The following is a 24,095-nucleotide window of genomic DNA, read 5'->3' on the forward strand; positions in this document are numbered from 1 at the left end:
CCCATGCCACAAGAAGCAATTAGTTGTTTAAAGGATGCAAGTTAATTCAGAAGCTCATGACTAGTGATGAATGACTATTGACCAATGACTATTGACCATTGACTAAAAGCTGATAGCTTCGGAGGGCAGGAGTGGAAAAACTAGGCATAGCAATTACCGGAAGTGGCTCGGCAGTACCAGAAACTTCCATGGACAACCAGGCACTAAGTGAACTCGTTGAAACATCTGATGAGTGGATTAGCACAAGAACAGGAATTCGTCAACGGCGTTTGGCACTTCCTACTGAGTCATTGACTACGCTGGCAACAGCTGCTAGCAGTCAAGCGATCGCTGCTGCTGGAATTAAACCAACCGACTTAGATTTGATTTTACTGGCAACATCTACGCCTGATGACTTGTTTGGCACCGCTTGTAGGATACAAGCCCAATTAGGAGCCACCAAGGCAGTAGCTTTTGATTTGACAGCTGCTTGCTCTGGATTTGTATTCGGACTAGTCACAGCTGCCCAATACATCAGGACAGGAGTTTATCAAAATGTACTCCTGATAGGAGCAGATATCCTCTCTCGTTGGGTAGATTGGCAAGACCGACGTACTTGTGTATTGTTCGGTGATGGTGCTGGAGCAGTGGTATTGCAGGCGAATGATAGCGATCGCTTACTGGGTTTTGCGCTCAAAAGTGATGGCACTCAAAATCACTACCTTAATCTTAACTATCAAGCATCACCCCAAGAACTGATTCCAGGCACACAAATTACTCAAGGCACTTTCCAACCCATAACCATGAATGGCAAAGAAGTATACCGCTTTGCTGCTCAAAAAGTGCCAGAAATTATTGACAAAGCCTTGTTTCAAGCTAACTTGAGTGTTGACCAAATAGACTGGCTACTTTTACATCAAGCTAACCAACGGATTCTTGATACTGTAGCCCAACGTCTTAATATTCCAGAACATAAAGTAATTAGCAATCTCGCTAATTATGGTAATACCTCCGCTGCCTCTATTCCCCTAGCCCTAGATGAAGCTGTACGCCAAGGCAAAATCAAACCCAATGACATCATTGCTACATCCGGCTTTGGTGCAGGTCTAACTTGGGGCGCGGCAATTTTTCAATGGGGAAGGTGAAGAGTTAGGAGTTAGGAGTTATGAGTTTTTAATTAACTCCTCACTCATAACTCTTAACTCTTGACTTCTTTGACCACTGACCACTGACTAATGACTAATGACTAAAACTGCATGGGTGTTTCCCGGACAAGGTTCTCAAGCACTAGGAATGGGAACGGACTTATTAGATATACCATCCGTTAAAGAAAAATTTGACCAAGCCGAGGCAATTTTGGGCTGGTCTGTCACAGAAATATGTCAAAACGAAGAAGATAAATTATCGCAGACGCTATATACTCAACCAAGTCTGTATGTGGTAGAAAGTATTCTTGCCGATCTCATTCGAGAACGGGGACACAAGCCAGATTTAGTTGCTGGTCACAGTTTAGGAGAATATATAGCGCTTTATATTGCTGGTGTTTTTGATTGGTCAGCGGGATTACACCTAGTCAAACGCCGTGCTGAACTCATGGATAGTGCCGCAGGTGGGATGATGGCAGCTTTGATGAACTTTGACCGGGAAAAGTTGGAAAAAGTCATCGCCGAAACTCCCGATGTGGTGTTAGCAAACGATAATAGCTCAACTCAGGTAGTAATCTCTGGTACTCCAGAAGCTGTACAAGGGGTGATGTCTCAAGTAAAGGCTAAGCGGGCAATTCCTCTAAAAGTTTCTGGGGCATTTCACTCACCCTTAATGGCTGCTGCTGCTGCCGAGTTCCAAGATATTCTAGAATCGGTAGTATTTCAGCCAGCCAATGTGCCAGTGTTATCAAATGTAGAACCAGTTGCATCTATGGATGCCGAGATTTTAAAACAGCGCTTAAGTCAACAAATGACTGGTTCAGTAAGGTGGCGAGAAATTTCTCTACAATTACCAGCCAACGATATTCAGGAAGTAGTGGAAATTGGCCCTGGCAATGTGCTGACAGGTTTGATTAAACGCATCAGCCCTGGTTTAATCTTAAAGAACGTCCGTAATGCCGCTGAGTTGCCGGATTAGGGACTCTAAGGGGCAGGGGCGCAGGGGGATGGGGAGATGGGGAGATAGATGAGGGAGAAGTTGGAAATAACTTCTTTTTACTGTTTCCTATGCCCTATGCCCCATGCCCTATGCCCCATGCCCCATGCCCAATTCCCAATCCCTAATTTTTTATGTCTCGAAGTCGTGAACCCTTTGTTAGTCTGGCACTCTACCACGCCTTTAAATGGTCGGTCGTCAGCCCCATGCTTCATGCTTACTTTCGGGGTAATATTTATGGTACGGAAAATGTTCCCCAATCAGGGCCGCTGGTGGTGGTAAGCAATCATGCAAGTTACTTTGATCCGCCAATTGTCTCGAATTGTGTGCGCCGTCCAGTGGCATACATGGCTAAAGAAGAGTTGTTTGAAATCCCAGTTTTGGCACAAGCAATTAGATTGTATGGCGCTTACCCAGTTAGTCGGGGAACTAGCGATCGCACTGCCATTCGTTCAGCTTTAGAGTATCTTGAGAATGGCTGGGCTGTAGGTGTGTTTTTGCAAGGTACTCGCACCCCAGATGGTAAAATCACAGACCCTAAAAGAGGTGCAGTGCTACTAGCCGCTAAGGCAAAAGCACCACTATTGCCAGTGAGTTTGTGGGGAAGCGAAAGAATTTTAGAAAAAGGCTCGAAATTACCCCGTGCAGTTCCCCTTACTATTAGGATTGGCCCGGTGATTGATACTCCTAGTTCTACCAATAAAGAAGAATTGGAAGCAGTGACACATAAATGTGCAACAGTCATTAATGAAATGCACGATTTAGGGCGTTAACTGAGAACTTAATAAATATGCTTTAGGGGGGTGGCGATCGCCACTCTATTTCTGTATGTTTAAAAATCTCACACCAATTTGTCATTTGTCATTAGGAATTTAAGAAATATCAGTTCGAGTTAAGGACTTAAGTTCGATCACTTGAATGAGAAAATAAAGGTTTAAGACTGTCAAAACTAACGACACAATCAAGGTTTCGCCTTATCCTAAATTCAGGTATTTTGAAATTGGTATAACTATGACTATTTTCAATACAAAATCCGTCTTGAAAAGTTTGCTCAACGGGGGGAACCCCCGCACGCAACTTTTCGCAAAATCCAAAATCCAAAATCCAAAATTATATGAGCGGTCTTGAAGCCAAAAGTATTTGGGATAAATTGAATAATTTGGCATTAGTCCGCTTTTTACTGTTGTTTGCTTCTGGCTGGGCAGTTGTGCAGCTTTTAGCTTACTTTGAGGCGGTCATTGTGATTTTCACATTCGCTGCAATTTTAGCTTTTTTACTTAGCTATCCTGTCGATTGGTTACGGCGTTTTTTACCCCACGGTGTCGCAGTAATTGTCGTTTTTTTGCTCAGCATTGTAATTCTTGGTGGTCTAGCAATTACCGTAGGTTTAACGATTCTATCGCAAGGACAACAATTAATTGATAGTATTAGTGTATTTTTAAATTCTTTAATACCTTTATTAGACCGATTAGAAGCATTTTTGCAAAGTCGTAATCTTCAGGTAGATTTAAATTTCATTGAAGAGCAATTACGTAATCAAGCTGTCTCAAGTCTTGTCACTAGTTTGGCTATTTTGCAAGCATTTTTGACTAATTTCGTAACTTTTATCTTGATTGCCGTTGTAGCTTTTTTCATGCTCCTAGACGGAGAAAAGCTTTGGAGTTTACTTTTAAAGATAATACCAAAGCAACGGCGTAGTAGATTGACAAATATTATCAAACGCGCTTTCTTAGGATTTTTTCGAGGTCAGTTGTTATTAAGTTTATTTTTAACGAGTGCGACTTTTTTAGTTTTCTTATTATTAAACGTACCTTTTGCCTTGGTATTATCAGTCATAGTCGGAATTATTGACATTATTCCTGGCATAGGAGCAACACTAGGAATTGCCACAATTACTCTAGTAGTTTTATCTCAAGGTGTTTGGTTAGCATTAAAAGTATTGGTAGCTTGCATTGTACTCCAACAGATACAAGATAATTTGATTGCACCACGAATTATGCAAAATGCTTTGAATCTTAATCCCGTAGTGGTATTTTTTGCTTTGTTAGTAGGTGCTAGAGTTGCAGGTTTACTCGGTGTTTTTATCTCTATTCCCATTACTGGAGTACTAGTATCTTTGTTTGAGATTGATGAGATGAAAGCCGAAACTTAATTGGGAGTTAGGAGTTAGTAAGGTTGCAATGCTTTGTGCCTGTACAGGAGTTTTAAGTTAATAATTAATGTAAAATAATCTGTAAGGCAAAAAAATTGGGGAATTATGTCTTCAGATTTAAGAGCAGAATTAACACAAAACCTCGACGAGGCAGAATGGGAGTGGTTAATTCCTCATGCACAGCGAGATGCAGTGATTGTAGTGACGCGAGAATTAGATTTACTGGATGTGGCAGAAGCGATCGCTAATGATAATATTCCATCAGTACAACAGTGGATTGATGAACAACTAATCGCCAAACCAACCACAGTACAGCTAGGAGAATGGAATGGCGATCGCACCAAACGATTTCACACCCTGATAATACAGCCCTATGTTCTCGTGCAAGAAATAAACTGATGGCTGATAACTGTTAATGGTTAACAGACTGCTTATTTTTATCATCTGCACCAGTGTATCCGGTTGCAACCCACACTAAAGCTCTGACTCCATCACGGATGGATTTTCTTAGTGGTTCAGACGGTTGTTCTGAAGGAACTGGTACTGTTTTGAACTCAATACCCCGACTACCTAAAACGATATCGCCAATGACAGAAGCACGGCGCATATGGTAGTCAGAAGTAATTAAATAAACGCTCTTGATCCCGCGAGCTTGCAAATCGTCTACTAAAGTAGTAAAATTTGTAACAGTATCTACAGCTTCGTAATCCAGGTGTAAACGTTTGGGATCAACGCCAGCCTTGATAAACACTTTTTGGGTGTATATAGGTGGACTACCGCCAGAAATCCATATTGGTAAATTTGGATGCTGGCGTGCAAAATTTGCTGTAAACTTTTCTCGTTCTAGACGTTTGGTTGAACCACCCAAGACTACCATTGCTTGCGGTTGTATGTACTCGTTTCGTGCCTCTTTGTATCCTAACCACATTAGTAGTGGCAGGGCAAGAAACATAAACCGAATTGATTTACCTGTAAACAAGAGATTATTCTTCAAGGTTCTATGAATTTATCTGTTGAGACAGAATTTCCTCTAAAAAAACATAAATAACTATGTAGGGTAGCAGATTTATAGAAAATCTACCCCTGTGATCCCTGTCTATTCTTTTAATACACTTCTAATCGCGCTAATCCGCAAATAGTTTTCAGTGATGCATTATCCTACCCTGGATTAGGCAATTGATCAAAGACTTTTGACCAATTATTTGATTTAATTTTATTTTAACGACGGGACTGGTGCAACTTGAGCGTACGACCTAGCGCGAGACAAAAGCTGCTAACGCTCAAATGCTTGCCATTACAGGTTTATACTGTCACTACTCTATGGATGATAGTCATTTGATAGTCATTTAGCCAAAATATACAAATATTTCTTATGTAAACCAGCATAATAAAAGTATAAAATAATACTTTTATAGTTATCAGATAACTAGTGATACTCATGGTTAAGCACACACATGGAGGTAAACGCAATGGCGCTGGTAGAACTAGTAAATGGGGTGATGAAGTAAAGACTCAAGTTTATAGATTACCTCTTAATAATGTACATTCCATTTCCATAATTTACCTGTAAGGTACTTTCCAACCTCCTAAAACTCATAGGAGGTCATAGGAGGTTTTCCTTTTTTATCAGATAACTTATCCGATAAAAATTAGTAAACACTCTATTAATCAATAAAAAACACCTGGTTGATTAGGTGGTTAATTATGTGTAATTATGACAGTGAATTAATCCTAGCTTTGTTTATCCTTTTCAGTTAAAATTCAGGAACAAACAAGTCTCTTTTATTACCTGCATAGTATTTATAAATTATCTCAGGAGAATTGCCCACCAATCGGGCAACATCTTTAGCATCTAATCCATTCTCTAGCGCTAAAGTAATGAAAGTATGCCTAGTTTGATAAGGTTTCCTGTATTCAATACCTAACCCATCTAGTACAACTTTCCAAGTACGCTTTCTAAAGTTGTCAGTATCAATATAGGTTTTCCCTTGAGGACTAGGGAACAAAATATCATCATTATTTTTGCCTTCACATACTCTTTCAAGTATAGGTTTTAATTTTTGGTTAACCGGGAATCTCCTTTTTTCTTGAGTTTTTAATCCTGATTTTTTAGCCAGTCCTTTGTCTGTTAGAACAACTGCACAATCAAACGTTATATATCTAAAGTCATCAGAAACATGTTTTCTTTCTAGTGCAATAGCTTCTGACGGTCTACAGCCAGTGAAAAATAGAAATTCTACATAGTCAGCATAATAAGAATGCTTAACTCTAGAATGTTTATGGCAAAATTGATTGCTCCGAAATGCTTGAATTATTAAGTCTCTTTCATAGATGCTAAATGGGTTGATATCACCATCATCATTTTTTTGTAATTTAGGAATTGTGATTTCACTAGACATCCCAAGAAAAGGATTATTAGTAATAATTTTTGACTCAATTGCCCAGTTACAACACGCACTTAAACGAACAATAAATCTTTTAGCTGATTCTGGAGGGATATTACTTAAAACCCAATCTCTAATTTCAACAGCTTTCTCTAAATCATGAGTAGGCAATCTGCGTACATAGCTACTAAAAGTTCTCCACTGAAACCTCATTGTGCTGGGCGATGAATTTTTTCTTTTATGTTCTATAAACTTTTCCCAGATTTCATGAAGACTAACAGAGTATTCTGATTTCTCTGTCTCTACTAATCGAAAGAATTCAGGACGGTATTTATTTAACGTGTAGTCAAAAGTTCCTGGGACAAGAATATTGGCTTGAATGTCCCTCTCTATCTCTTTGGCTTTAGCTTCGGCTATCTGACGGTTCCCTGGCGTGTCATTCAGTCCAAGCGTTAAGTATTTTTGCTTTCCATTAAATAATTGTCGGGGTAACTGCAACCGTAAGCGATTACGGAAACGGTTAACTATGACGGAACCTTTAGTATTGCGTTTTCCTGATTGCATAATAAATATTTTAGACGCTCAGTCTAACATACTATATTTGTGATAGTCATTTGATAGTCAATTTAGGTTATTTAATAAACATTAAACAGTGCGTCTGTACTATATTTCTGCTTGTAGGGCAAAAAATAAATCCCTAAAACCTTTATTATTACTAGGTTTCAGGGATTTAAGAAAATACGGGACTGGTGCGACTTGAACGCACGACCTAGCGCTTAGGAGGCGCTCGCTCTATCCAACTGAGCTACAGCCCCAAAAAAGTGCTATGTATAATTATAACAGTTTTAGCTAGACTGCCATGAATTGTCCCAAGGACTCCCGCCTGTTTCTAAACCGCAGAGAGAACTTTGTGCTTTCAAGATTATTTGAGATTGTTGATTACTGATTTTTCGCAACTCTAAATTTAGCTTTCCTTGCATTGTGTCCTGACAACAGAAGCTTAAACCATTGACTGTCGGCGCACGCAAGGGTGTACCAGGTAGATGGGTAGTTCCTGTCAATTCAACCTCGTAGTCGAGATTACGTGCTTGCATTTGCCATCTACCCCAAGGCTGAATATTCCACTCTACTTGAGAGTTCCAAGGGACAAATTCATAAAATTTGCCTTGATAGTGTAAACCAATCATTGCTACTGATTCCATCCACCACAATACACCCCGCCTTCCACCACCAGCAGTCAATGCCAAGTCTGGTTCACTATCAAAACTATTACAATTGAGCCAAAACCATTTTTGGGGAAATGCACCACCCCAATTTTTCTCTCCGTAGGCTGGCACGTTTTTGAATTCATAGATCTTACCATTCCAATCAATCCAACCACTGGCTAAGCCGTGTGCCATCAAAATTTGCCATCCGGGTTCAAAAATTTGTAAAAATGACAGCCAACCGGCTGTTGATTGCTGAATGCTATTTTGATTACCCCAACCGTAGATCGGTTGAATTTCGTACTGCCAACGGCAATAATTATTAGTGGCGCGATCGCGAATCACTCCCTGATTTAAAGTAGCTGTAGCTTGATAGCCTTCTTGCACATGGCGCTCAAACTCTGCTGGTAATAGGTAAATTGGTTCGGTATTTAAATCAGTTTTACCCCAATGACCCAAACCTAAAACATCTCGACTACCCCAAAATTTTGTCACATCAGGAAAAGTACGACACAGATACTCGTCATTGGGGCCAAGCACTTGTGCTGCACCACCGCTATGGGGTTTACCGCCAATGGGGTCTTCGATGGAGTACATAAAAGCAAATGTTTGCTTAATCTCAGGCAAAGTTACGCGGTAATACCAACCTTCAAAAAAGCGGCGGCTACTACCGTCCCAGTGATAGCCGCTATGAGGGGTTTGAGTGAGCTGCCAAGAATGATTGGGAATAATTAACATAGATTTACATAGTTACATATTCTCAGTAGGCGCGATGTCAAACGACAAGCCACCAGAGCATTCACACCTCGATATCAATCATGCTTACGAAATTTTGGGACTGATACCTGGTGCATCTTTAGCACAAGTGAAACAAGCTTACCGTAAGCTGGTTAAAGTTTGGCATCCCGATCGCTTTTCTGACCAAAAGCAAAAACAACAAGCTGAGGAAAAAATCAAAATCATCAATGCAGCGTACAATAAACTTAGGTCTGAAAATCTACCCGAAAATCCAACTGTTGTCAATCCAGCTTCATCTTTCCCAAAAAATCCCCCAAAAGTATCTGTCAATCGTTGGGATGCAGAGACTTACTATAACTTTGGCGTAGAGAATGCTACTAAAGGATTTTACCAAGAAGCGATCGCAGACTTTACACAAGCGATTCGCCTCAACCCTAACTATATAGAAGCGTACAAATATCGAGGGTTGGTTTGCTCTCAACTCGGATATGAACATAGAGCGACTTCAGATTTAAATAAAGCTGCACAGCTTGAATTTGATTTGAGTATTGGCAACACTGCTTTTAAACCACAATCAAGACGGTTACAGCGAATAGAATTTGTCTCCAAGCCTAAACCTCTGGCTGTTGTCGAAAGATTGTGTCAGAAAATCAAAAGGTTTTTGAGATTCAACAGATAATGTTGAGTGCTGGCTAATAACATAATTATGCTAACTGGGATTATTCCGTTGCTTTCAATCCCAATGATAAAACCCTTGTTAGTAGTTACCACGCTGGCTCATAAATTACCGATCTTCACAAGTGTCACCAGTGTTTACACGGTCATGTTATCACTATAGATTAGCTTTACAATTTATTTATATATCATCTTTAAAATATTACAATTACTTTAACTAAATTTAATTAAATAGTGTAAGCTAACATTGCAATTTTGTAGATGTTTGACAGCTATCAAACAAATATCAAATATTTATAAACAACAAACAATTTCAATTTTTACTTCTCTTGATAGGTTTTAATCTATTCTTCTGGTAGAACCAAACGAGTATCTAAAACTTTAATATTTAAGCAGATATCAAGTTTTACTACAAACAACTCTGGATAAATATAAAACTTTTTCAAGCAGTTAAAAACTCATTTGACAAAATTTCCAGTTAAGGAGTGAAATCAAAACAATGACTCTTCCTAATAATCATCAAAACGAAAACACTGAAATTAAGCAAGAATCTTACACCGGAACTGACGGTAACACCCACACCCACATGACACGAACTACCGAAACCGTTAATAACAAAACAGCTAATCCCAACTCTTATCAGCATGGTTATTTACATGGTCGTAGTAGCGAACGTAGCTACCAGCAAGCTTATTTAGCTGAACGTGACAATAACAACGCAGCACGTGGGTTACTGTTGGGTGTTATTTTAACCTCTTTGATTACTTTAATTGGAAGTGCAGTTTGGTACTTCAATCAACGCGACAACGCAACAGTTGACAATGTTGAAAAAAATACCACGCCTGTTTTGGTTCCTGTACCGAGTAACAATAGTCCTACTCCTAGTGCATCTCCTCAACCAGAAACTACGATTATTGAAAGAACTAGAGAAGTACCTGTTCCGGTTCCAGTTCCGCAACAGCAAGTTTCGCCCCCAACCACATCTTCCACACCGAACATTAACATTACTGTTCCACCCCAGCAGCCCGCAATAGAAAAAGCACCTTCTGCAACTCAAACGACGCCCAAACAGACACAAAGCCCAACAAACTCTACTGATAACACTTCTGTTCCCGACAGCAACAGTGATACCTCTAAAACCACTTCACCTCAAAAAATAGACCAATCAAACGGTACATCTAGTAACGATTCTTCTACCACTGGTGATACTAGTACAGGTGGCTCTGCTAAATAACGGCTAGCTTCTCAATTCTTATATACGCTTAATACTACCAACATTTCCAGCAGTATGTACTAAACGGAGCAATTCTTAAGAAAGATTTCCAAATTGTTGCAATAAATTAATGGTACTCAAGTTTGGTAAACATACTACCAAACATCAAAAAGAGGATGCTAAATTAAGAGCAAGGTACAAAAAGGTTAAAAGTTAGTTAAACAAAACCTTGAGATTAGAGCCTGTACCTCCTGCTCTAATATCGTTGCAATCACGAATCAATTGACGCATCTTGTGAAAGTGTTTTCGCCTTGAGTTTATTGATTTTTTGGAGGTTTTTGAACGTACAGCCAGAAATGCCTGCCTATTGGAATCGGTGATGCTCAATTTTGAATGAAATGATTGCAAATATTGTCCACCTTATTTGAGCTATATCTCCTCTGTTTTTTCAATTTCCTCAAAACTATTGCATATTTAATAAACCGCCAAAAGTTGCTGATATTTATCCATCGTAGCTTTTGGCGGTTATTGTTATGAGTAAAGATAAATTCCATAATCCAGAATTTCATAACATTTTGGATTTGGGATTTTGAATTGAAAATCACTTCTGTACCTGAGTTTTCAGCAATCTATCTGCCGCAATCATTTTTTAAATTGGTATTCAATCTCGACTATTGACTGTCTAACGTGATCACGGTCACTTCTGGCGGACAAAATAAACGTCCTGGTCGATAAGTTCCCAAGCCACGATTGACATATAACTGATTATTTGCTACTTGGTGAAAGCCTTGTGCCCATTCCCAATATCGCACCACTTTTGAGCAATCTCCCAGTAAAAATGGTACCCAACGCCGCAATTTTTTGGGAAGTTGTTTCAGCAGCTTTTTATAATGCAAGACTACAGGCCCAACGCCTGGTAATACAATATGACCACCGTGGGTATGACCAGATAATTGTAAATCTACTCGCCATTGTTCCAAGATTTTAGCAGTATCTGGGTTGTGAGATAAAACAATGCGGGGTTTAGAGGGATCTAGCTGATTCATGATTAGTGCTGGGTTAAATTCCCGCGACCAATAATCAGCCAGTCCTACTATTGGTAATTCTTGTCCTAGGGGATAGGCGATTTCATTCCAAAGGACATTAATCCCAATGCTGGTAAAGGCTGATGTCACTTCCTGTTTGGAGTGATTGTAGTGAATGTCATGATTGCCGAGTACAGCATAAATACCATAGCGACTTTGTAGATGTTTGAGTCGCAGTACAAGCTGGTGAATTGGAGTCGGATCGTCGGTTACATAGTCACCAGTTAATACAATTAAATCTGGTTCAGCTTCATTAGTGGCAGCGATCGCATTTTCCAACATTTCCTCTGACAGCCGCAAACCATCGTAGTGAAAATCTGACAACTGTACCAATTTTGTACCTTGTAAAGACGTTGGAAGTTCCGCAATCTTAACCGTTAATTCATCTACACTTAAACTTCCTGTAAACAACCAGTGCATAGTATATCAAGCCTCCTCCTACCAGTTTTTACAGCTTATCAAAAATCAAAATGTATCTTGAGTAAGTAGAAAAATTTAATCATAACCAATTGACTTTATAGCGTAATTATTGTGACTCAATAGCCATCCATCATCAGTTATTACATCATAACCAATTCACTTTCTAGGTTAATTACTGTCACTTCTGGCGGACAAAATAAACGTCCTGGAAGATAAGTTCCTAAACCACGATTGACATATAACTGATTTTTTCCCACTTGATGCAAACCCTGTGACCATTCCCAATGATGTAGTACAAAGTAATTTTTACGGAGAAACGGTAGGCGACGGCGTATTTTTAAAGGTATTTTTGGCAGAATATTTTTTTGATAAAGTAGCACAGGGCCAAGTCCGGGTATGACGATTTGACCTCCATGAGTATGACCAGATAGTTGCAAATCTACTCGCCATGCTTGCAATATTTCGGCGGTATCTGGATTATGGGATAAAACAATCCGGGGTGTGGCGGAGTCTAGCTGGTTCATCACTGGTTGAGGATTGAATTCTCGTGAGTAACGATCTGCTAGTCCTACTAATGGTAATTCTTTGCCAAATGGATAGGCGATTTCATTCCACAGGACACGCACCCCAATGCTTGTAAGCGCAGCTGTGACTTCGGTTTTTGCATTGCGATAACGGATGTCGTGATTCCCTAATATCGCATAAATGCCAGCGTTACTTTGCAAATGTTTGAGTCGCTGTACCAGTGTGTGAATAGGTTCTGGACTTGTGGTGATATAGTCACCAGTTAATAGTACTAAATCAGGTTTTGCTTCGTTGCTCAGGGCGATCGCTTTTTCTAACATCTTCTCAGACAACCGCAAACCATCATAGTGAAAGTCTGACATCTGCACCAACTTCTTACCTTGTAAGGTTGCAGGTAAACCCGCAATTTTAACCGTTAATCTCTGTACACTTAACGGCCCAGATAACAACCTGTGCATAACGTACTTAATAAACTTGAATAATAGCGCTTACAGCTTAACTAAAAATTATGCGATCGCCTGTAGCAACTGATATAACTTATTGAAAACTTTATGAATAACTGTAGCGTTTTATGTATTTATACTCGTTTGCTTTGAGTTGGGTGTGCGATCAAAGCCAAGCGATCGCACTATGAAACATTACAGTGTTGCTGAGTGATATTATGGATTAGTGTCACGCAGAGGCGCAGAGGCGCAGAGTCGCAGAGAGTGGGAGTTTTTTGCAACGCTAACTTTACTACTCTAAACGCCAAATTTCCTTGAGCTTTTTAATTAAATGTTCTTGCCGTTTTTCGATAATTTCTGGTGTCCATTCTTTTTCTATTAGCACTTGTGTAGTTAGTGCAAAGTTACAAATACCTGCTTTGGTAGTGAAATACTTCTGTTTTTTCAGTTCAAAGTCGTAATTTTGGGCGAGAGAGTTTTTTGATGAAGAAAGTAAGACTAAGTTACCTATGCGATGAACATATTTATTGTGTGCTTCTTGAGTGGGAAACCAATTCAACCATTCACTATTAGAGGCTGGATTTTGCGGTAATACATGCTCGACAGTAATATTAGGAAAGTTATACAAACTTTTGACTTCTGAGATTGCATGATCTAAGCGAAGCAAAACATAAAGTCTAATTTTTCTAATTAAATAAAGGTCTTTATCGAGAATTTCAATAATTTGTTTTTGTTCTTCAGGCTTTAATTGCAACGGTGAATCAGGTGTATACAAGTCTTGTCCTTTTTCAATCGCTTGCAGCAACTTGCTATAACGTTCGATGCGTTCATTAATATTACTTCGCATCACCATTAGTCCTGAAGCAAGGCGATCCAAATCTGAGAAGAAATGTAGTAGTAAATCAGGATTATGATAATTACGCGAGAGGTATAAAATAGCTGGTGGTATCCAATCTGAATTATCAATCCAGTGCAACCATCTAAAGCTTTGATTTATCTCCTCTGCAAGTCTATCGCTTTTATATGTTCGATGATTAATGTCATCAAAAGCATCAGAAAAAGGAATGAGAATTTTGTCAATTAATTCCTGCGGATAATCGGTGGGACTTGGTTTAACCTGTTTGATAAATTCTTTAAGTATGGTGTCACGAGGCTTTGCTTGTCCGTAAATCATCCTGATATGGGAAAAAAGGCTCTTAAAAGTATCACGTCCTAGTTTATCTTCTGTCTCTTCCCATTTAGCGCTGTACTTATCTTGTTTTTCTGCTGAAATTTTGCCAATAATTTCTGCTTTTAAAATATCTGCATGAGATAAATCCATACCTCGATTGTTCAGGACAGAAAATATACGATATGCAGAATCAATATCTGGAGTTGAAACCACAACTAAAAAACATCGATCAGTGATGAATTGAATCAGGCGTTTAAGCTGAACCTCAGTAAATTTTTTTAGTCGCTGTACAAAACATAATACATTATCTTTGAAATTTTTTCTGCTATCTGATAGTTTAGCTAGATGTATCTCTTTCAGTTTCTCAATACCGCTTTCATCCTGAATATATTCTTTGAAAAATTGTGCATCTCGCTCACGAACAGTCAAACGATAAACGTTTTTATCATGATCAAAATCATGTTCTTGATAAAGATATTTTGTTAATTTGTGTGCATGTTCTTTAGAAACTGATGCTCGTAAAGCTGCTAGTAGTATAGTGAGTGTTGTTAAACGCTGCTGTCCATCCACAACTTGAGCATCTGGTTTATCTCCTTTTATTAGTACAATGCTTCCTAGAAAGTAAGGGTTGATATCATCAATTTTATCGTCGCTGTCTCCTAAAGCAGTAACTAAATCTTCAAATAGTTCTCCAGCTTCATCTACAGTCCATGCATAGGGACGTTGATATAGAGGAATATTAAAAATAAATTCATCACTGAAGACTTTCTTAAGGGGACATTCAGTAGCCTGAATTTTGAACGCGCTCATATATATTTCCTTTAGTGGTGTAGTAGATTGCACTCCACTAAAGTTAGTTTTCCCAATGATCAGGGTGATTATTGAAATTGTTACAGAATTTTTTAAGCTGTAGCTGATTTTTACAATTTGACGAGTCAGAAAGAAAGTTCGCTACTCTGCATAAAATGTGTTAAGGATTGAAGAAGCGATCGCACCGAATACCAGACTTTCATACTAACCTTGTATTTTTCAGTTCTTCAGAATGGAATAGACATTATCTGATTAATCTATTCCTCAGAGGATGTTTGGAAAGTCGTAAAGTATACTCAAAACCCCTCTCCAAACCTCTCCCCGAAAGGTCGATAGGCTTTGAATTCCCCCTTTCCGCGTCGGAAAGGGGGTCAGGGGGTTAGGTCTTGGATGACTTTGATGTTTCGCATAATACTTTTCAAACATCCTCTAAGGTTTCTTTTATAAACAAGCTCTAAGACTGATGGCTAAATTGATTTATACGATTTATGCGTAACGTCAGAGCTAATGAAGGAATAAGATTAGCGATCGCACTAATCCTTCTCAAAACAAATGTTAGTTTACACTTGGCTAAGGCTACGGTTCATCAGCTTTCGGAATTGCCAAATCTTGAGGTCGCACAATTGTAATTCCTGATACCACTGCAAAATCACTCGGATTGAACGTTAGAATGTGTGTCACCTCATGTACAAGCATGGTTGCAAGAATACGAACGTCATGAGTATGCTTACCCATTACTTTATTAACTGTCACCAAGTCTAACCAATATGAAAAAATCTGTGGAGATTCTTCTATTAAGGGAAAACGATTAATAAGCTGATCTATGATGCTTCTCGCCTGCTCTACAGACCACCCTAAACCGTTCACTTCAACTGGCCGAGTAGCAACGACCCATAGTTCAACAAGCACTTGCGCCGTCAGGTAACATTCGTGTCCTTGGGTCAGTAAATAACATATTGAATCTGTTGCAAGGCTATGCTGTATATCTGAAGGGTTAGAGAAACGCAAAACAACATTCGTATCAAGCAGGTATTTGCTCATTCGTCATAAATGCTTTGGCGACTGAAAGCTTCATCAGGAAGGCTTACATTGGTTTTAGGAAGCTGAGAAACCCACTGGCGGAACTCTTTAGCCCGTTCTACTGGGGTTTTACTTTGCAAAAAAGGAGTAGATGGTTTGGCTTGCCTAGCTTGATACTCAATAAAGGCGATGAAATCAGCAATCTTGTGGAGTTGTTCCTCGTTGAGCTTATCTAGTTCTCGCTTGAGGTTTTCTCGCAGCATAATCAATGGTTGTGCGACAGCAGTTTTCTTTTATCGTAACTTATATAAGCTGTCACGGATTTAAATCGCACTCACCTCAAAGCTCAACTTGATAGCGATCGCGCTCAGAATCTATAATTGCTCCTGTATCAATTTGACCGTGATAAGGCTTGTGGGTGGCATATTCAGATATAACTTTTCGTACAATCTCACGATATTTTGCTAGTTTATCCATTGCACAATCCTCACTTGTTGCTCATCAAAAACAATTAAACGGATTTGTATCCGATTGAGGATTAACTGACCAAAGCGTTCTAAAAAGAAATTTTCATAGACTCGCTGGGGAATAGCTAGATAAAGTAAACGTTCTGATTCTAATTCTAATCGCTCATAGTTATAGGCTAGGCAATGCCCAGCCTATTGATTACTAGAAATTCTCACACGTTCGCGATCGCCAAATTTTCCAGATTTCACAGATTGAACCAGTTTATTTGACAACTCCCAAAACAGGTGCAATTTCAGACTTTGCCACAGTAGGAACAAATAATCCCTTGGCATAGATCTGGGGATTGCTTTGTGAGATGATACTGTAAGATTGGCGAACTTGAGCATTCACTGCCACAGTCTTGACATCATACATCTGCATAGCCACCTTCGGGTAGAAGCCGATACCAATAATTAGCACGATAAAACAAGCAGCAATAAACACTTCCCTCGGACTAGCATCTCTGTAGGCTGATTCGGTAGGTAAGAGACAGTCAGTACCAAAACAAACTGTTCCTTCGTCTTCTTGATTTTCTAAGCTTGCATTATTAATATCGCATACCAGCGCTGCACCCTTGCCATAAAATACCTGGCGCAACATGGAAAGTAAATAGATTGGTGTGAGGATAACCCCCACTGCGGCGAGAAAAACTGTCACTGTGCAGAAAGTTGAACTATAAACATCGCTGGTTGTCACACCCAGGAATACTGAAAGTTCACCAACAAAGCCACTCATACCGGGAAGCGCCAAAGATGCCATTGCACCTATGGTAAACAATGCAAACACTTTGGGCATGGCTTGACCAATACCACCCATATCTTTCATTAGCATTGTGTGGGTGCGATCGTAAGTAACCCCTGCCAAGAAGAACAACACTGAGGCAATCAAACCGTGGGAAATCATCTGCAACATAGCGCCATTGATTCCCAAATCAGTGAAGGATGCAATACCAAGCAGCACAAACCCCATGTGTGAAATCGACGAATAAGCCAAACGCCGCTTCATATTGGTCTGAGCAAAGGAGTTTAATGCACCATAGATAATGTTAACAACACCCAAAATGGTTAGAACCGGCGCAAAGTAAATGTGTGCATCGGGTAATATCTCCAAATTCAGGCGAATCAGCCCATAACCTCCCATTTTCAGCAAGACACCAGCCAGAATCATCGACACAGGAGAAGATGCTTCACCATGAGCATCAGGTAACCATGTGTGCATGGGGAAAACTGCAAGCTTGACACCAAATGCAATCAGCAAACCAGCATAAAGCAGCAGTTGTAGACCAAGGGGGTACTCTTTCATGCCGAGGGCGGTGATATCAAATGTTATGTTACCGCCACCGTATAGTGCCATTGCCAGAGCTGCCACCAAAATAAATATAGAAGCTGCTGCCGTATACAGTAAGAATTTTGTTGCTGCATAGCGACGCTTTTGTCCACCCCAAATGCAGACTAGTAGGTAGACGGGAATCAGCTCGACTTCCCACATTATGAAAAACAGTAGTAAGTCTTTGGCAACGAATACCCCCACCTGTGCAGAATACAGCACAAGCATCAGAAAATAAAACAGGCGGGGTCGGTGATCAACTTGCCAGGCGGAAAAAATTGACAGTGTGGTGACAAAGCCTGCTAGAAGCACAAGTGGAACTGAAAGTCCATCGACCGATACAGCCCAGTTCAGACCTAACTGAGGCATCCAGGCATAATTTTCCACGAGTTGGAAACTAGCACTGCTGACATCGTAATACTTCCAAAAGGCATAGCACATCAAAGCAAAGTCTGCGATACCTACACCAAGTGCATACCAACGCACGCGCTTGCCATCTTTATCAGGCAGCACAGGGATGAGCAAGGAAGCAATAAGTGGTAGCAAGACGATCGCGGTCAGCCAAGGGAATCGATCAGCTATCATGTCAATAGGAAAAAATGCTTAGTTTGGGAATAATGTCATATTACTAAACTTTGTAACAATTTCTTCATAAGACTTTTCCCCATCTATGGATAGATGCAAGATTTATAAATGCTTCTAAGCTGAGATAATTTTAGATTTTAAATTTTAGATTTTGGATTCAAGCCTAAACCTGAAATCAAAAAGGGTTTTGCAGCCATCGCGGTTTCAACTATGGAACAAATCCAAAATTGTCAATCTAACATCAAAAATCACTTGACAAACCATCAAAATATGACTGTCCCAGTGATTATAGATACAGACGGTGGTGTTGATGATGCCTTGGCATTAATTATGGCGTTGAACTCGCCGCAATTGGATATTAAAGCAATTACCGTTGTCGCTGGTAATATCAATGTAGAACAAGCAACTAACAATGTATTGCGGGTATTGAGTATTGTCCAACCGCATACCTGGCCTATTGTTGCTAAAGGCTGTGAAAAACCTCTAGTTAAACCTTTGTTCAATGCGGCGGGGATTCATGGTGCAGATGGGCTAGGTGAATTAGATCGCTTTGTACAAGCTGATGGTACACCCCGCTATCCTCAACTTAATATTGAACCATCTACAGACAATGCTATTGATGTGATTCTCAAAGCAGCCCAAGAGTACGGCGATAGGCTGTTGATTGTGACTTTAGGGCCATTAACCAATCTAGCAACAGCAATTCAACAAGATGCCGCAATCATGAAACAAATAGGGCGGATAGTGATTATGGGTGGGGCTGTCACCGTACCTGGAAATATTACACCAGCGGCTGAATTTAACTTTTTTGTAGATCCTGATGCGGCTCAAGTTGTTATGGAATCAGGAATTGCTTTAACGTTAGTAGGTTTGGATGTAGCGATGAAAGCTCCCCTTCCACGCCAATTGGTGGAAGATAATTTACAGCGTCGTCCTGACAAAGTTACCCAGTTTATCGCCGATTGTACCGAAATTTATATGGCTTTTTATCGCGATTATGAAGGCTTTTACGGCTGTTATTTACACGATCCTTTGGCAATGGCTGTGGCTATCGATCCGAGTCTGGTAACTACTGAATCACTTTATGTAATGGTGGAAACTAAAGGACGATTTACCACTGGCTTATCTCTAGCTGATCGCCGCGATCGCCGAGATCATCAAAATAATCCACCTAATGCAGAAGTTTGTTTAGATGTTGATACCCAACGGTTTTTAAAGCTGTTTGCTCAACTTGTATGACATGTTCCCATGGTGTGTAGGGTGGGCAAATGTTTGCTCACCCTACTTCTAACTAGAAGTTCTCGAACTTAGCGATCGCATTCTGCAACTTCTCCACCACTTCATCCACAGAGATAGCACCCAATTCCCCAGAAGCACGGGTACGAATACTCAAGGTGTTGGTTTCTACTTCTTTGGCTCCTACCACTGCCATTACTGGTATTTTATCCTTCTCGGCGTTGCGGATGAGTTTACCCAAGCGATCGCCACTGGTATCCACCTCTGCACGAATACCCAATGCCTGCATCTTTGCTACTACATCTTTTGTAAAGTCTAACTGTGCTTCACCCACTGGCAGCAATCTCGCTTGTACTGGTGCTAACCACAAGGGAAAATCACCCGCATATTCTTCAATTAGGATGCCAATCAATCGTTCCAGCGAACCAAAAGGTGCGCGGTGAATCATCACTGGACGTTTGCGAGAACCATCTTCAGCAACATATTCCAAATCAAAGCGTTCTGGCAAGTTGTAATCTACCTGGACGGTACCCAATTGCCATTCCCGTTCTAAAGCATCACTAAAGATAAAGTCGAGTTTGGGGCCATAAAAAGCTGCTTCCCCAATTCCCTCAAAGTGTTCCATCCCCAGTTGTTCAACAGCACGGCGAATCGCACCTTCGGCTTTGTCCCAAACTTCATCGGAACCAATATACTTATCACTCGCTGGATCGCGGAAACTAAGTCTAGCTTTAAAGTTCTTCAGTTGCAGTTTATTAAACACTGATAAAATCAAATCCACTACACTGAGAAACTCGCTGTCTAGCTGTTCTGGGGTAACGAACAAGTGGGAATCATCAACGGTAAAACCACGCACCCGCGTTAAACCGCCTAATTCTCCTGATTGTTCATAGCGATAAACAGTACCGAATTCTGCCAAGCGCATCGGTAATTCTCGATAAGAGCGCAACTCGCTCTTATATATTTGGATATGGAAAGGGCAATTCATTGGCTTCATGACAAAGCCCTGTTCTTGCGCGGCGGCTTCCTCATCATCTGCCATCAGGGGAAACATATCTTCTTTATATTTTTGCCAGTGTCCAGAGGTTTTAAATAAATCTACTCTGGCAATGTGGGGTGTCACCACAGGCAAATAACCCCGTTTTAATTGCTCCTGTTTGAGGAAGTCTTCTAAAAGACTCCGCAACAAAGTTCCTTTGGGCGTCCACAAGGGTAAACCAGGCCCCACTAAGTCAGAAAATATAAATAATCCCAGTTCTTTACCGAGTTTACGATGATCGCGCCGCAATGCTTCTTCTTTGCGCCGCTTGTACTCAGCTAATTGTTCTGGAATTTCCCAAGCAGTAGCGTAAATCCGTTGTAGTTGAGCTTTGGTTTCATCCCCACGCCAATAAGCGCCAGCAACAGTTTCTAGTTCGATGGCTTTGGGGTTTAATTCGCTGGTGTTTTCCACATGGGGGCCAGCACACAAATCCCACCATTCATTCCCCAGGTGGTAAATGGTGATTGGTTCTTCTTTAATGTCTGCCAGGATTTCTAACTTGTAAGGTTCTTTTATCTTCTCAATCCGGCTTTGCGCTTCTTCGCGGCTGACTTCTTCTCGAATCACTGGCAGCTTGCGATTGATAATCTTTACCATCTCTTTATAGATGGCTTTGAGATCCTTGTCGCTAAATGGTTCTGGATTGTCAAAGTCATAATAAAAACCATTTTCAATCCAAGGGCCGATTGTGACTTGCGCTTTAGGAAACAACTTTTGTACTGCCATAGCCATCACATGGGAAGCTGTATGGCGAATTTTTTTTAACTTTTCCGACTCGCTGGTACGCGGTAAATACATTTTTTCAGGTTGTTCTGATCCGAAGCTTTGATCAGCGGGAGTCACCGCTGGAACTTCTCTGTGATTGGGAGCTTGATTAGGCGACATCGGTTGCTGAACCATTAGCGAAGTGATTGCAAAAGTAATTTATCAGTTGGAGTTCTCAAAAATCTACTCAAATATAGCAAGGTGTTATGATGTGTAGATTTCTTACTTCAAATATAACGACTGTGAAGTAACTCAACTTGCCTGCGGCTGAAGTATTTGCTCTGCAAATTCAGCTAGAACAAAGACGATCTGATTCCTCTTTTAAGTTTCCCGCCTCATTCGCCGTTGCCACAGTCGAAGTAGAAGAACAAACACGACAATAGCTTAGTGATTTCTGACACAGGCTGAAATTTAATGCAAAATCTGAATATTTGTCAAATTACATTTCTATGCAAAGCTCTGCTTATATCGCTAGATGCCGTCTCTACAGAAGATAGACGAAAAATACTCACGTAATTACTAAAATATAAGTAGTTATTAATACTTATATTTCATGAAGTCTATCTAAAGAGAGAATAAATAAAATGTTAAGAAATGTAAAATACGTTAATATTAACTAAGAAAATTAAAATTAACTTCTCATTTATGCGAGACTCAAATTTACCAGGGCCAGATTTGCTGAAAACGGTTTTAGAACCTCTGCTAGAGGATTTTCAGTATTGGTTTACGCGATCGCGTGAGTTTCTGGAAACAGAGCAACTCTCATTTATGAGTCAACAAGAGCAATCTGATTTACTAGGGCGGATCAAGCAAGCACAAGAGGAACTAAATACTGCAAAGATGCTGTTTGCTGCAACTGGGGGACAAGTAGGAATTGATATGGCAACATTAATGCCTTGGCATCACTTGGTAAAGGAATGTTGGAGTGTAGCAATACGCTTCCGTTCTCAGCAGACAGATGGGTAATTGCAAAATAAGAGAAAATTTTTCTTGAGAGTATAGAATCCTTAACATTATTTTTATTAACAAATAATGTATCCTATGCTACCGTAATTTGAATGACGATTAAAAAATTTGCACAAAATTTGCACAAAATAATACACACAAGCGCTAAGTGCGCCAAATATCTACACTTGCCCGAAGTCACAGAATCTGCAAAACAAAACGTTACAGTATAAGTTTTTAAAATTTGCTGCCTCTGGAGGAAAACCCAATGTTACACCTACTTTACATTCTTGCTTTTACTATTCTTGCCTTTATAGCCGTTGCCAACTTAATTCGCAACTTGATCATGTTTAGTTTTGATCGAGAGCGGCCCTATCCGCCACAGTCTTCGCCGATGGGCAATCAGGGCAACTTCGGTTATCTCTCATCAAAAAAACAGTTCGTACCACATCCAGAATTGTTGGATAGTGCAGGTAACTTAATTAAAGAACCGCTGTTGGTGATGCGTTCAATCAACGTTGAAGATGCCCGTCAACACTTAGATGCTCTTTATGAAGCTTCTCCAGGGCATAAGAGTGAAAATTCGGAAGAAGCGTAAAAAAATTAGCCAAGGTGCAAAACCTTGCACCTATACAAAAGTGATGAGTTAAGAGTTAATAATTGCCGCAACCCCAGTGAGGTGTGCAGATGCTAGCGGCGAGTCAACAGACATCGCTGCTTTTAACTGTATGGATAGTAGCAAACTTTTGCAGCACAAGCAGCAATTATTGATCAGTTTTTCTCAGCCAATTGGACTGCCGATATCATAAGCTAAAACATATCTAAATTGCATGATCACTCGTAGTGGTTGTTCTTTGTCATTAGTCCAAAGTCCTTTATAAATACTTTTGACTAATGACTAATGACAGTCTTCAAAGCGTGATTGTGCAACTTGGACACACATTAACTTAACACCCATAAATAGGGAAATCGCCTTGTTCAATCTATCAAAATACTGAATTTAAATAACAACTTTTGATAAAACAACCTCTATCTGAAGGACGTTATAGCCGCTCAGCCAAACGTAGTAAAAATAGAATGCTAAATCTCATTGAGATGTATTCTATGAAACTAAATTACTTTATGAAAGGGCTTTCCACTGTAGGACGTTGGATAGCTACAACTCTATTTTGTGTATTAGCGATCGCATTTGTTTGGCAAGGTGGGTTTTTCTCCAGCACCACAGCAATGGCTGATAGTAGTGTAAACTTGATTGCATCGGCAGACGCAGGCGATCGCGTCCAAAATAAAGTTAGTAATGATGCTAGACGGGCCAAGAACTTCATTGAAGACACTAAAGAAAAGGTAGAGCGGACTGCAAACAAAAATGCTAGTAAAGTAGACCAAGCAACCGACAATGGTAGTTTATTCGAGCGCAAAGCCAAGAAAGATAGAGCTACAATTGAGAAAAGAGCAGAGGAAGATGCAGCGCGGACTGAAAAAGCAGTAGACAATACAAAGAATGCTGTTGAACGCACTGTTGACAACATCAAGAATGCTTTTGGCAACTAGACAATAAAAGCGGCTAATGCCAAGTGTGAGCAAATATAGGCTCAGCTGCAAGAATTGAAAGCAACAGCAAAAATGTGTAGGAAGAAATCAAGCCAGGCTAACAAAATGCTTGGCTTGATTTACAGCAGATATCAATTGATCGATTTGACTATTGTGTAAACTTTGTGAATAGACAC

General features: G+C 40.0%; 22 protein-coding genes, 1 tRNA gene and 1 pseudogene. 11 read left to right on the forward strand and 13 right to left on the reverse strand.

The window, feature by feature from the left end; translation table 11 throughout:
- Window positions 1-131 precede the first annotated feature (131 nt).
- The 5 genes from I8748_RS08860 to I8748_RS08880 all read left to right on the forward strand — a co-directional run bounded on the left by I8748_RS08860 (window position 132) and on the right by I8748_RS08880 (window position 4,672).
- A complete protein-coding gene (locus I8748_RS08860) occupies window positions 132-1,124 on the forward strand; it encodes a beta-ketoacyl-ACP synthase 3 (RefSeq protein WP_198124258.1) in 993 nt (330 codons plus the stop codon).
- A gap of 97 nt (window positions 1,125-1,221) precedes the next feature.
- Window positions 1,222-2,103 (forward strand): ACP S-malonyltransferase, encoded by an 882-nt coding sequence (gene fabD / locus I8748_RS08865; RefSeq protein ID WP_198124259.1) that lies wholly within the window; start codon window positions 1,222-1,224, stop codon window positions 2,101-2,103.
- A 152-nt stretch (window positions 2,104-2,255) separates the two neighbouring features.
- Entirely contained in the window at window positions 2,256-2,894 is a 639-nt protein-coding gene (locus tag I8748_RS08870; RefSeq protein ID WP_198124260.1) for a lysophospholipid acyltransferase family protein, read from the forward strand.
- 341 nt (window positions 2,895-3,235) lie between these two features.
- Window positions 3,236-4,273, forward strand: a complete 1,038-nt coding sequence (locus tag I8748_RS08875; RefSeq protein WP_198124261.1) for an AI-2E family transporter — start codon at window positions 3,236-3,238, stop codon at window positions 4,271-4,273.
- A 105-nt stretch (window positions 4,274-4,378) separates the two neighbouring features.
- Complete coding sequence (locus I8748_RS08880) at window positions 4,379-4,672, forward strand: DUF2288 domain-containing protein (protein WP_198124262.1); 294 nt, start codon at window positions 4,379-4,381, stop codon at window positions 4,670-4,672.
- A gap of 13 nt (window positions 4,673-4,685) precedes the next feature.
- Here the strand turns inward: I8748_RS08880 and I8748_RS08885 are convergent, their stop codons facing one another.
- The 4 genes from I8748_RS08885 to I8748_RS08900 all read right to left on the reverse strand — a co-directional run bounded on the left by I8748_RS08885 (window position 4,686) and on the right by I8748_RS08900 (window position 8,600).
- Window positions 4,686-5,225 (reverse strand): YdcF family protein, encoded by a 540-nt coding sequence (locus I8748_RS08885; RefSeq protein WP_198124263.1) that lies wholly within the window; start codon window positions 5,223-5,225, stop codon window positions 4,686-4,688.
- Between the two features lie 802 nt (window positions 5,226-6,027).
- A complete protein-coding gene (locus I8748_RS08890; protein ID WP_198124264.1) occupies window positions 6,028-7,221 on the reverse strand; it encodes a site-specific integrase in 1,194 nt (397 codons plus the stop codon).
- A 177-nt stretch (window positions 7,222-7,398) separates the two neighbouring features.
- A tRNA-Arg gene (locus I8748_RS08895) sits at window positions 7,399-7,472 on the reverse strand.
- 30 nt (window positions 7,473-7,502) lie between these two features.
- Window positions 7,503-8,600: a tocopherol cyclase family protein gene (locus I8748_RS08900; RefSeq protein ID WP_198124265.1), complete on the reverse strand. Its 1,098-nt coding sequence runs from the start codon at window positions 8,598-8,600 to the stop codon at window positions 7,503-7,505.
- Between the two features lie 34 nt (window positions 8,601-8,634).
- On the opposite strand from I8748_RS08900, the gene I8748_RS08905 reads away from it, so the two are divergent.
- Both I8748_RS08905 and I8748_RS08910 read left to right on the forward strand, forming a co-directional pair.
- On the forward strand, window positions 8,635-9,279 hold the full coding sequence (locus tag I8748_RS08905; protein ID WP_198124266.1) for a J domain-containing protein: 645 nt from the start codon (window positions 8,635-8,637) through the stop codon (window positions 9,277-9,279).
- A gap of 495 nt (window positions 9,280-9,774) precedes the next feature.
- Window positions 9,775-10,509 carry a hypothetical protein gene (locus tag I8748_RS08910; RefSeq protein WP_198124267.1) on the forward strand — a complete coding sequence of 245 codons (735 nt, stop codon included), beginning with the start codon at window positions 9,775-9,777 and terminating at the stop codon, window positions 10,507-10,509.
- A gap of 650 nt (window positions 10,510-11,159) precedes the next feature.
- On the opposite strand, the gene I8748_RS08915 is transcribed toward I8748_RS08910, so the two are convergent.
- From I8748_RS08915 to I8748_RS08950, 8 genes and pseudogenes are all read right to left on the reverse strand, one after another.
- Window positions 11,160-11,993: a metallophosphoesterase gene (locus tag I8748_RS08915; protein WP_198124268.1), complete on the reverse strand. Its 834-nt coding sequence runs from the start codon at window positions 11,991-11,993 to the stop codon at window positions 11,160-11,162.
- 140 nt (window positions 11,994-12,133) lie between these two features.
- Window positions 12,134-12,976 carry a metallophosphoesterase gene (locus I8748_RS08920; RefSeq protein WP_198124269.1) on the reverse strand — a complete coding sequence of 281 codons (843 nt, stop codon included), beginning with the start codon at window positions 12,974-12,976 and terminating at the stop codon, window positions 12,134-12,136.
- Between the two features lie 277 nt (window positions 12,977-13,253).
- Window positions 13,254-14,942, reverse strand: a complete 1,689-nt coding sequence (locus tag I8748_RS08925; protein WP_198124270.1) for a DUF262 domain-containing protein — start codon at window positions 14,940-14,942, stop codon at window positions 13,254-13,256.
- A 576-nt stretch (window positions 14,943-15,518) separates the two neighbouring features.
- Window positions 15,519-15,983, reverse strand: coding sequence for a type II toxin-antitoxin system VapC family toxin (locus I8748_RS08930; RefSeq protein WP_198124271.1), 465 nt, complete (start codon window positions 15,981-15,983; stop codon window positions 15,519-15,521).
- Window positions 15,980-16,225 carry a hypothetical protein gene (locus I8748_RS08935; RefSeq protein ID WP_198124272.1) on the reverse strand — a complete coding sequence of 82 codons (246 nt, stop codon included), beginning with the start codon at window positions 16,223-16,225 and terminating at the stop codon, window positions 15,980-15,982. The genes I8748_RS08930 and I8748_RS08935 overlap by 4 nt, the downstream gene beginning before the upstream one ends.
- A 76-nt stretch (window positions 16,226-16,301) precedes the next feature.
- Complete coding sequence (locus I8748_RS08940) at window positions 16,302-16,439, reverse strand: element excision factor XisI family protein (protein ID WP_225896362.1); 138 nt, start codon at window positions 16,437-16,439, stop codon at window positions 16,302-16,304.
- Window positions 16,427-16,606 (reverse strand): annotated as a pseudogene (locus tag I8748_RS36255) (element excision factor XisH family protein); the annotation flags it as partial. The gene I8748_RS08940 and the pseudogene I8748_RS36255, both read right to left, overlap by 13 nt.
- A gap of 85 nt (window positions 16,607-16,691) precedes the next feature.
- Window positions 16,692-18,380 carry an NAD(P)H-quinone oxidoreductase subunit 4 gene (locus tag I8748_RS08950; protein ID WP_198124273.1) on the reverse strand — a complete coding sequence of 563 codons (1,689 nt, stop codon included), beginning with the start codon at window positions 18,378-18,380 and terminating at the stop codon, window positions 16,692-16,694.
- 210 nt (window positions 18,381-18,590) lie between these two features.
- Between I8748_RS08950 and I8748_RS08955 the strand changes: the two genes are divergently transcribed.
- A complete protein-coding gene (locus I8748_RS08955) occupies window positions 18,591-19,619 on the forward strand; it encodes a nucleoside hydrolase (protein WP_225896363.1) in 1,029 nt (342 codons plus the stop codon).
- Between the two features lie 52 nt (window positions 19,620-19,671).
- On the opposite strand, the gene thrS is transcribed toward I8748_RS08955, so the two are convergent.
- The gene (gene thrS / locus I8748_RS08960) at window positions 19,672-21,558 is read right to left on the reverse strand and encodes a threonine--tRNA ligase (RefSeq protein WP_198124274.1); all 1,887 of its coding nucleotides are present in this window, start codon (window positions 21,556-21,558) and stop codon (window positions 19,672-19,674) included.
- Window positions 21,559-22,068: 510 nt separating this feature from the next.
- On the opposite strand from thrS, the gene I8748_RS08965 reads away from it, so the two are divergent.
- From I8748_RS08965 to I8748_RS08975, 3 genes are all read left to right on the forward strand, one after another.
- A complete protein-coding gene (locus tag I8748_RS08965) occupies window positions 22,069-22,389 on the forward strand; it encodes a DUF2605 domain-containing protein (protein ID WP_198124275.1) in 321 nt (106 codons plus the stop codon).
- Between the two features lie 247 nt (window positions 22,390-22,636).
- Window positions 22,637-22,966: a DUF2973 domain-containing protein gene (locus tag I8748_RS08970; RefSeq protein WP_198124276.1), complete on the forward strand. Its 330-nt coding sequence runs from the start codon at window positions 22,637-22,639 to the stop codon at window positions 22,964-22,966.
- Between the two features lie 506 nt (window positions 22,967-23,472).
- The gene (locus I8748_RS08975; RefSeq protein ID WP_198124277.1) at window positions 23,473-23,919 is read left to right on the forward strand and encodes a hypothetical protein; all 447 of its coding nucleotides are present in this window, start codon (window positions 23,473-23,475) and stop codon (window positions 23,917-23,919) included.
- The last annotated feature ends 176 nt before the right edge of the window (window positions 23,920-24,095 follow it).

Source organism: Amazonocrinis nigriterrae CENA67, assembly GCF_016056305.1.
GTDB classification, from domain to species: Bacteria; Cyanobacteriota; Cyanobacteriia; order Cyanobacteriales; family Nostocaceae; genus Amazonocrinis; species Amazonocrinis nigriterrae.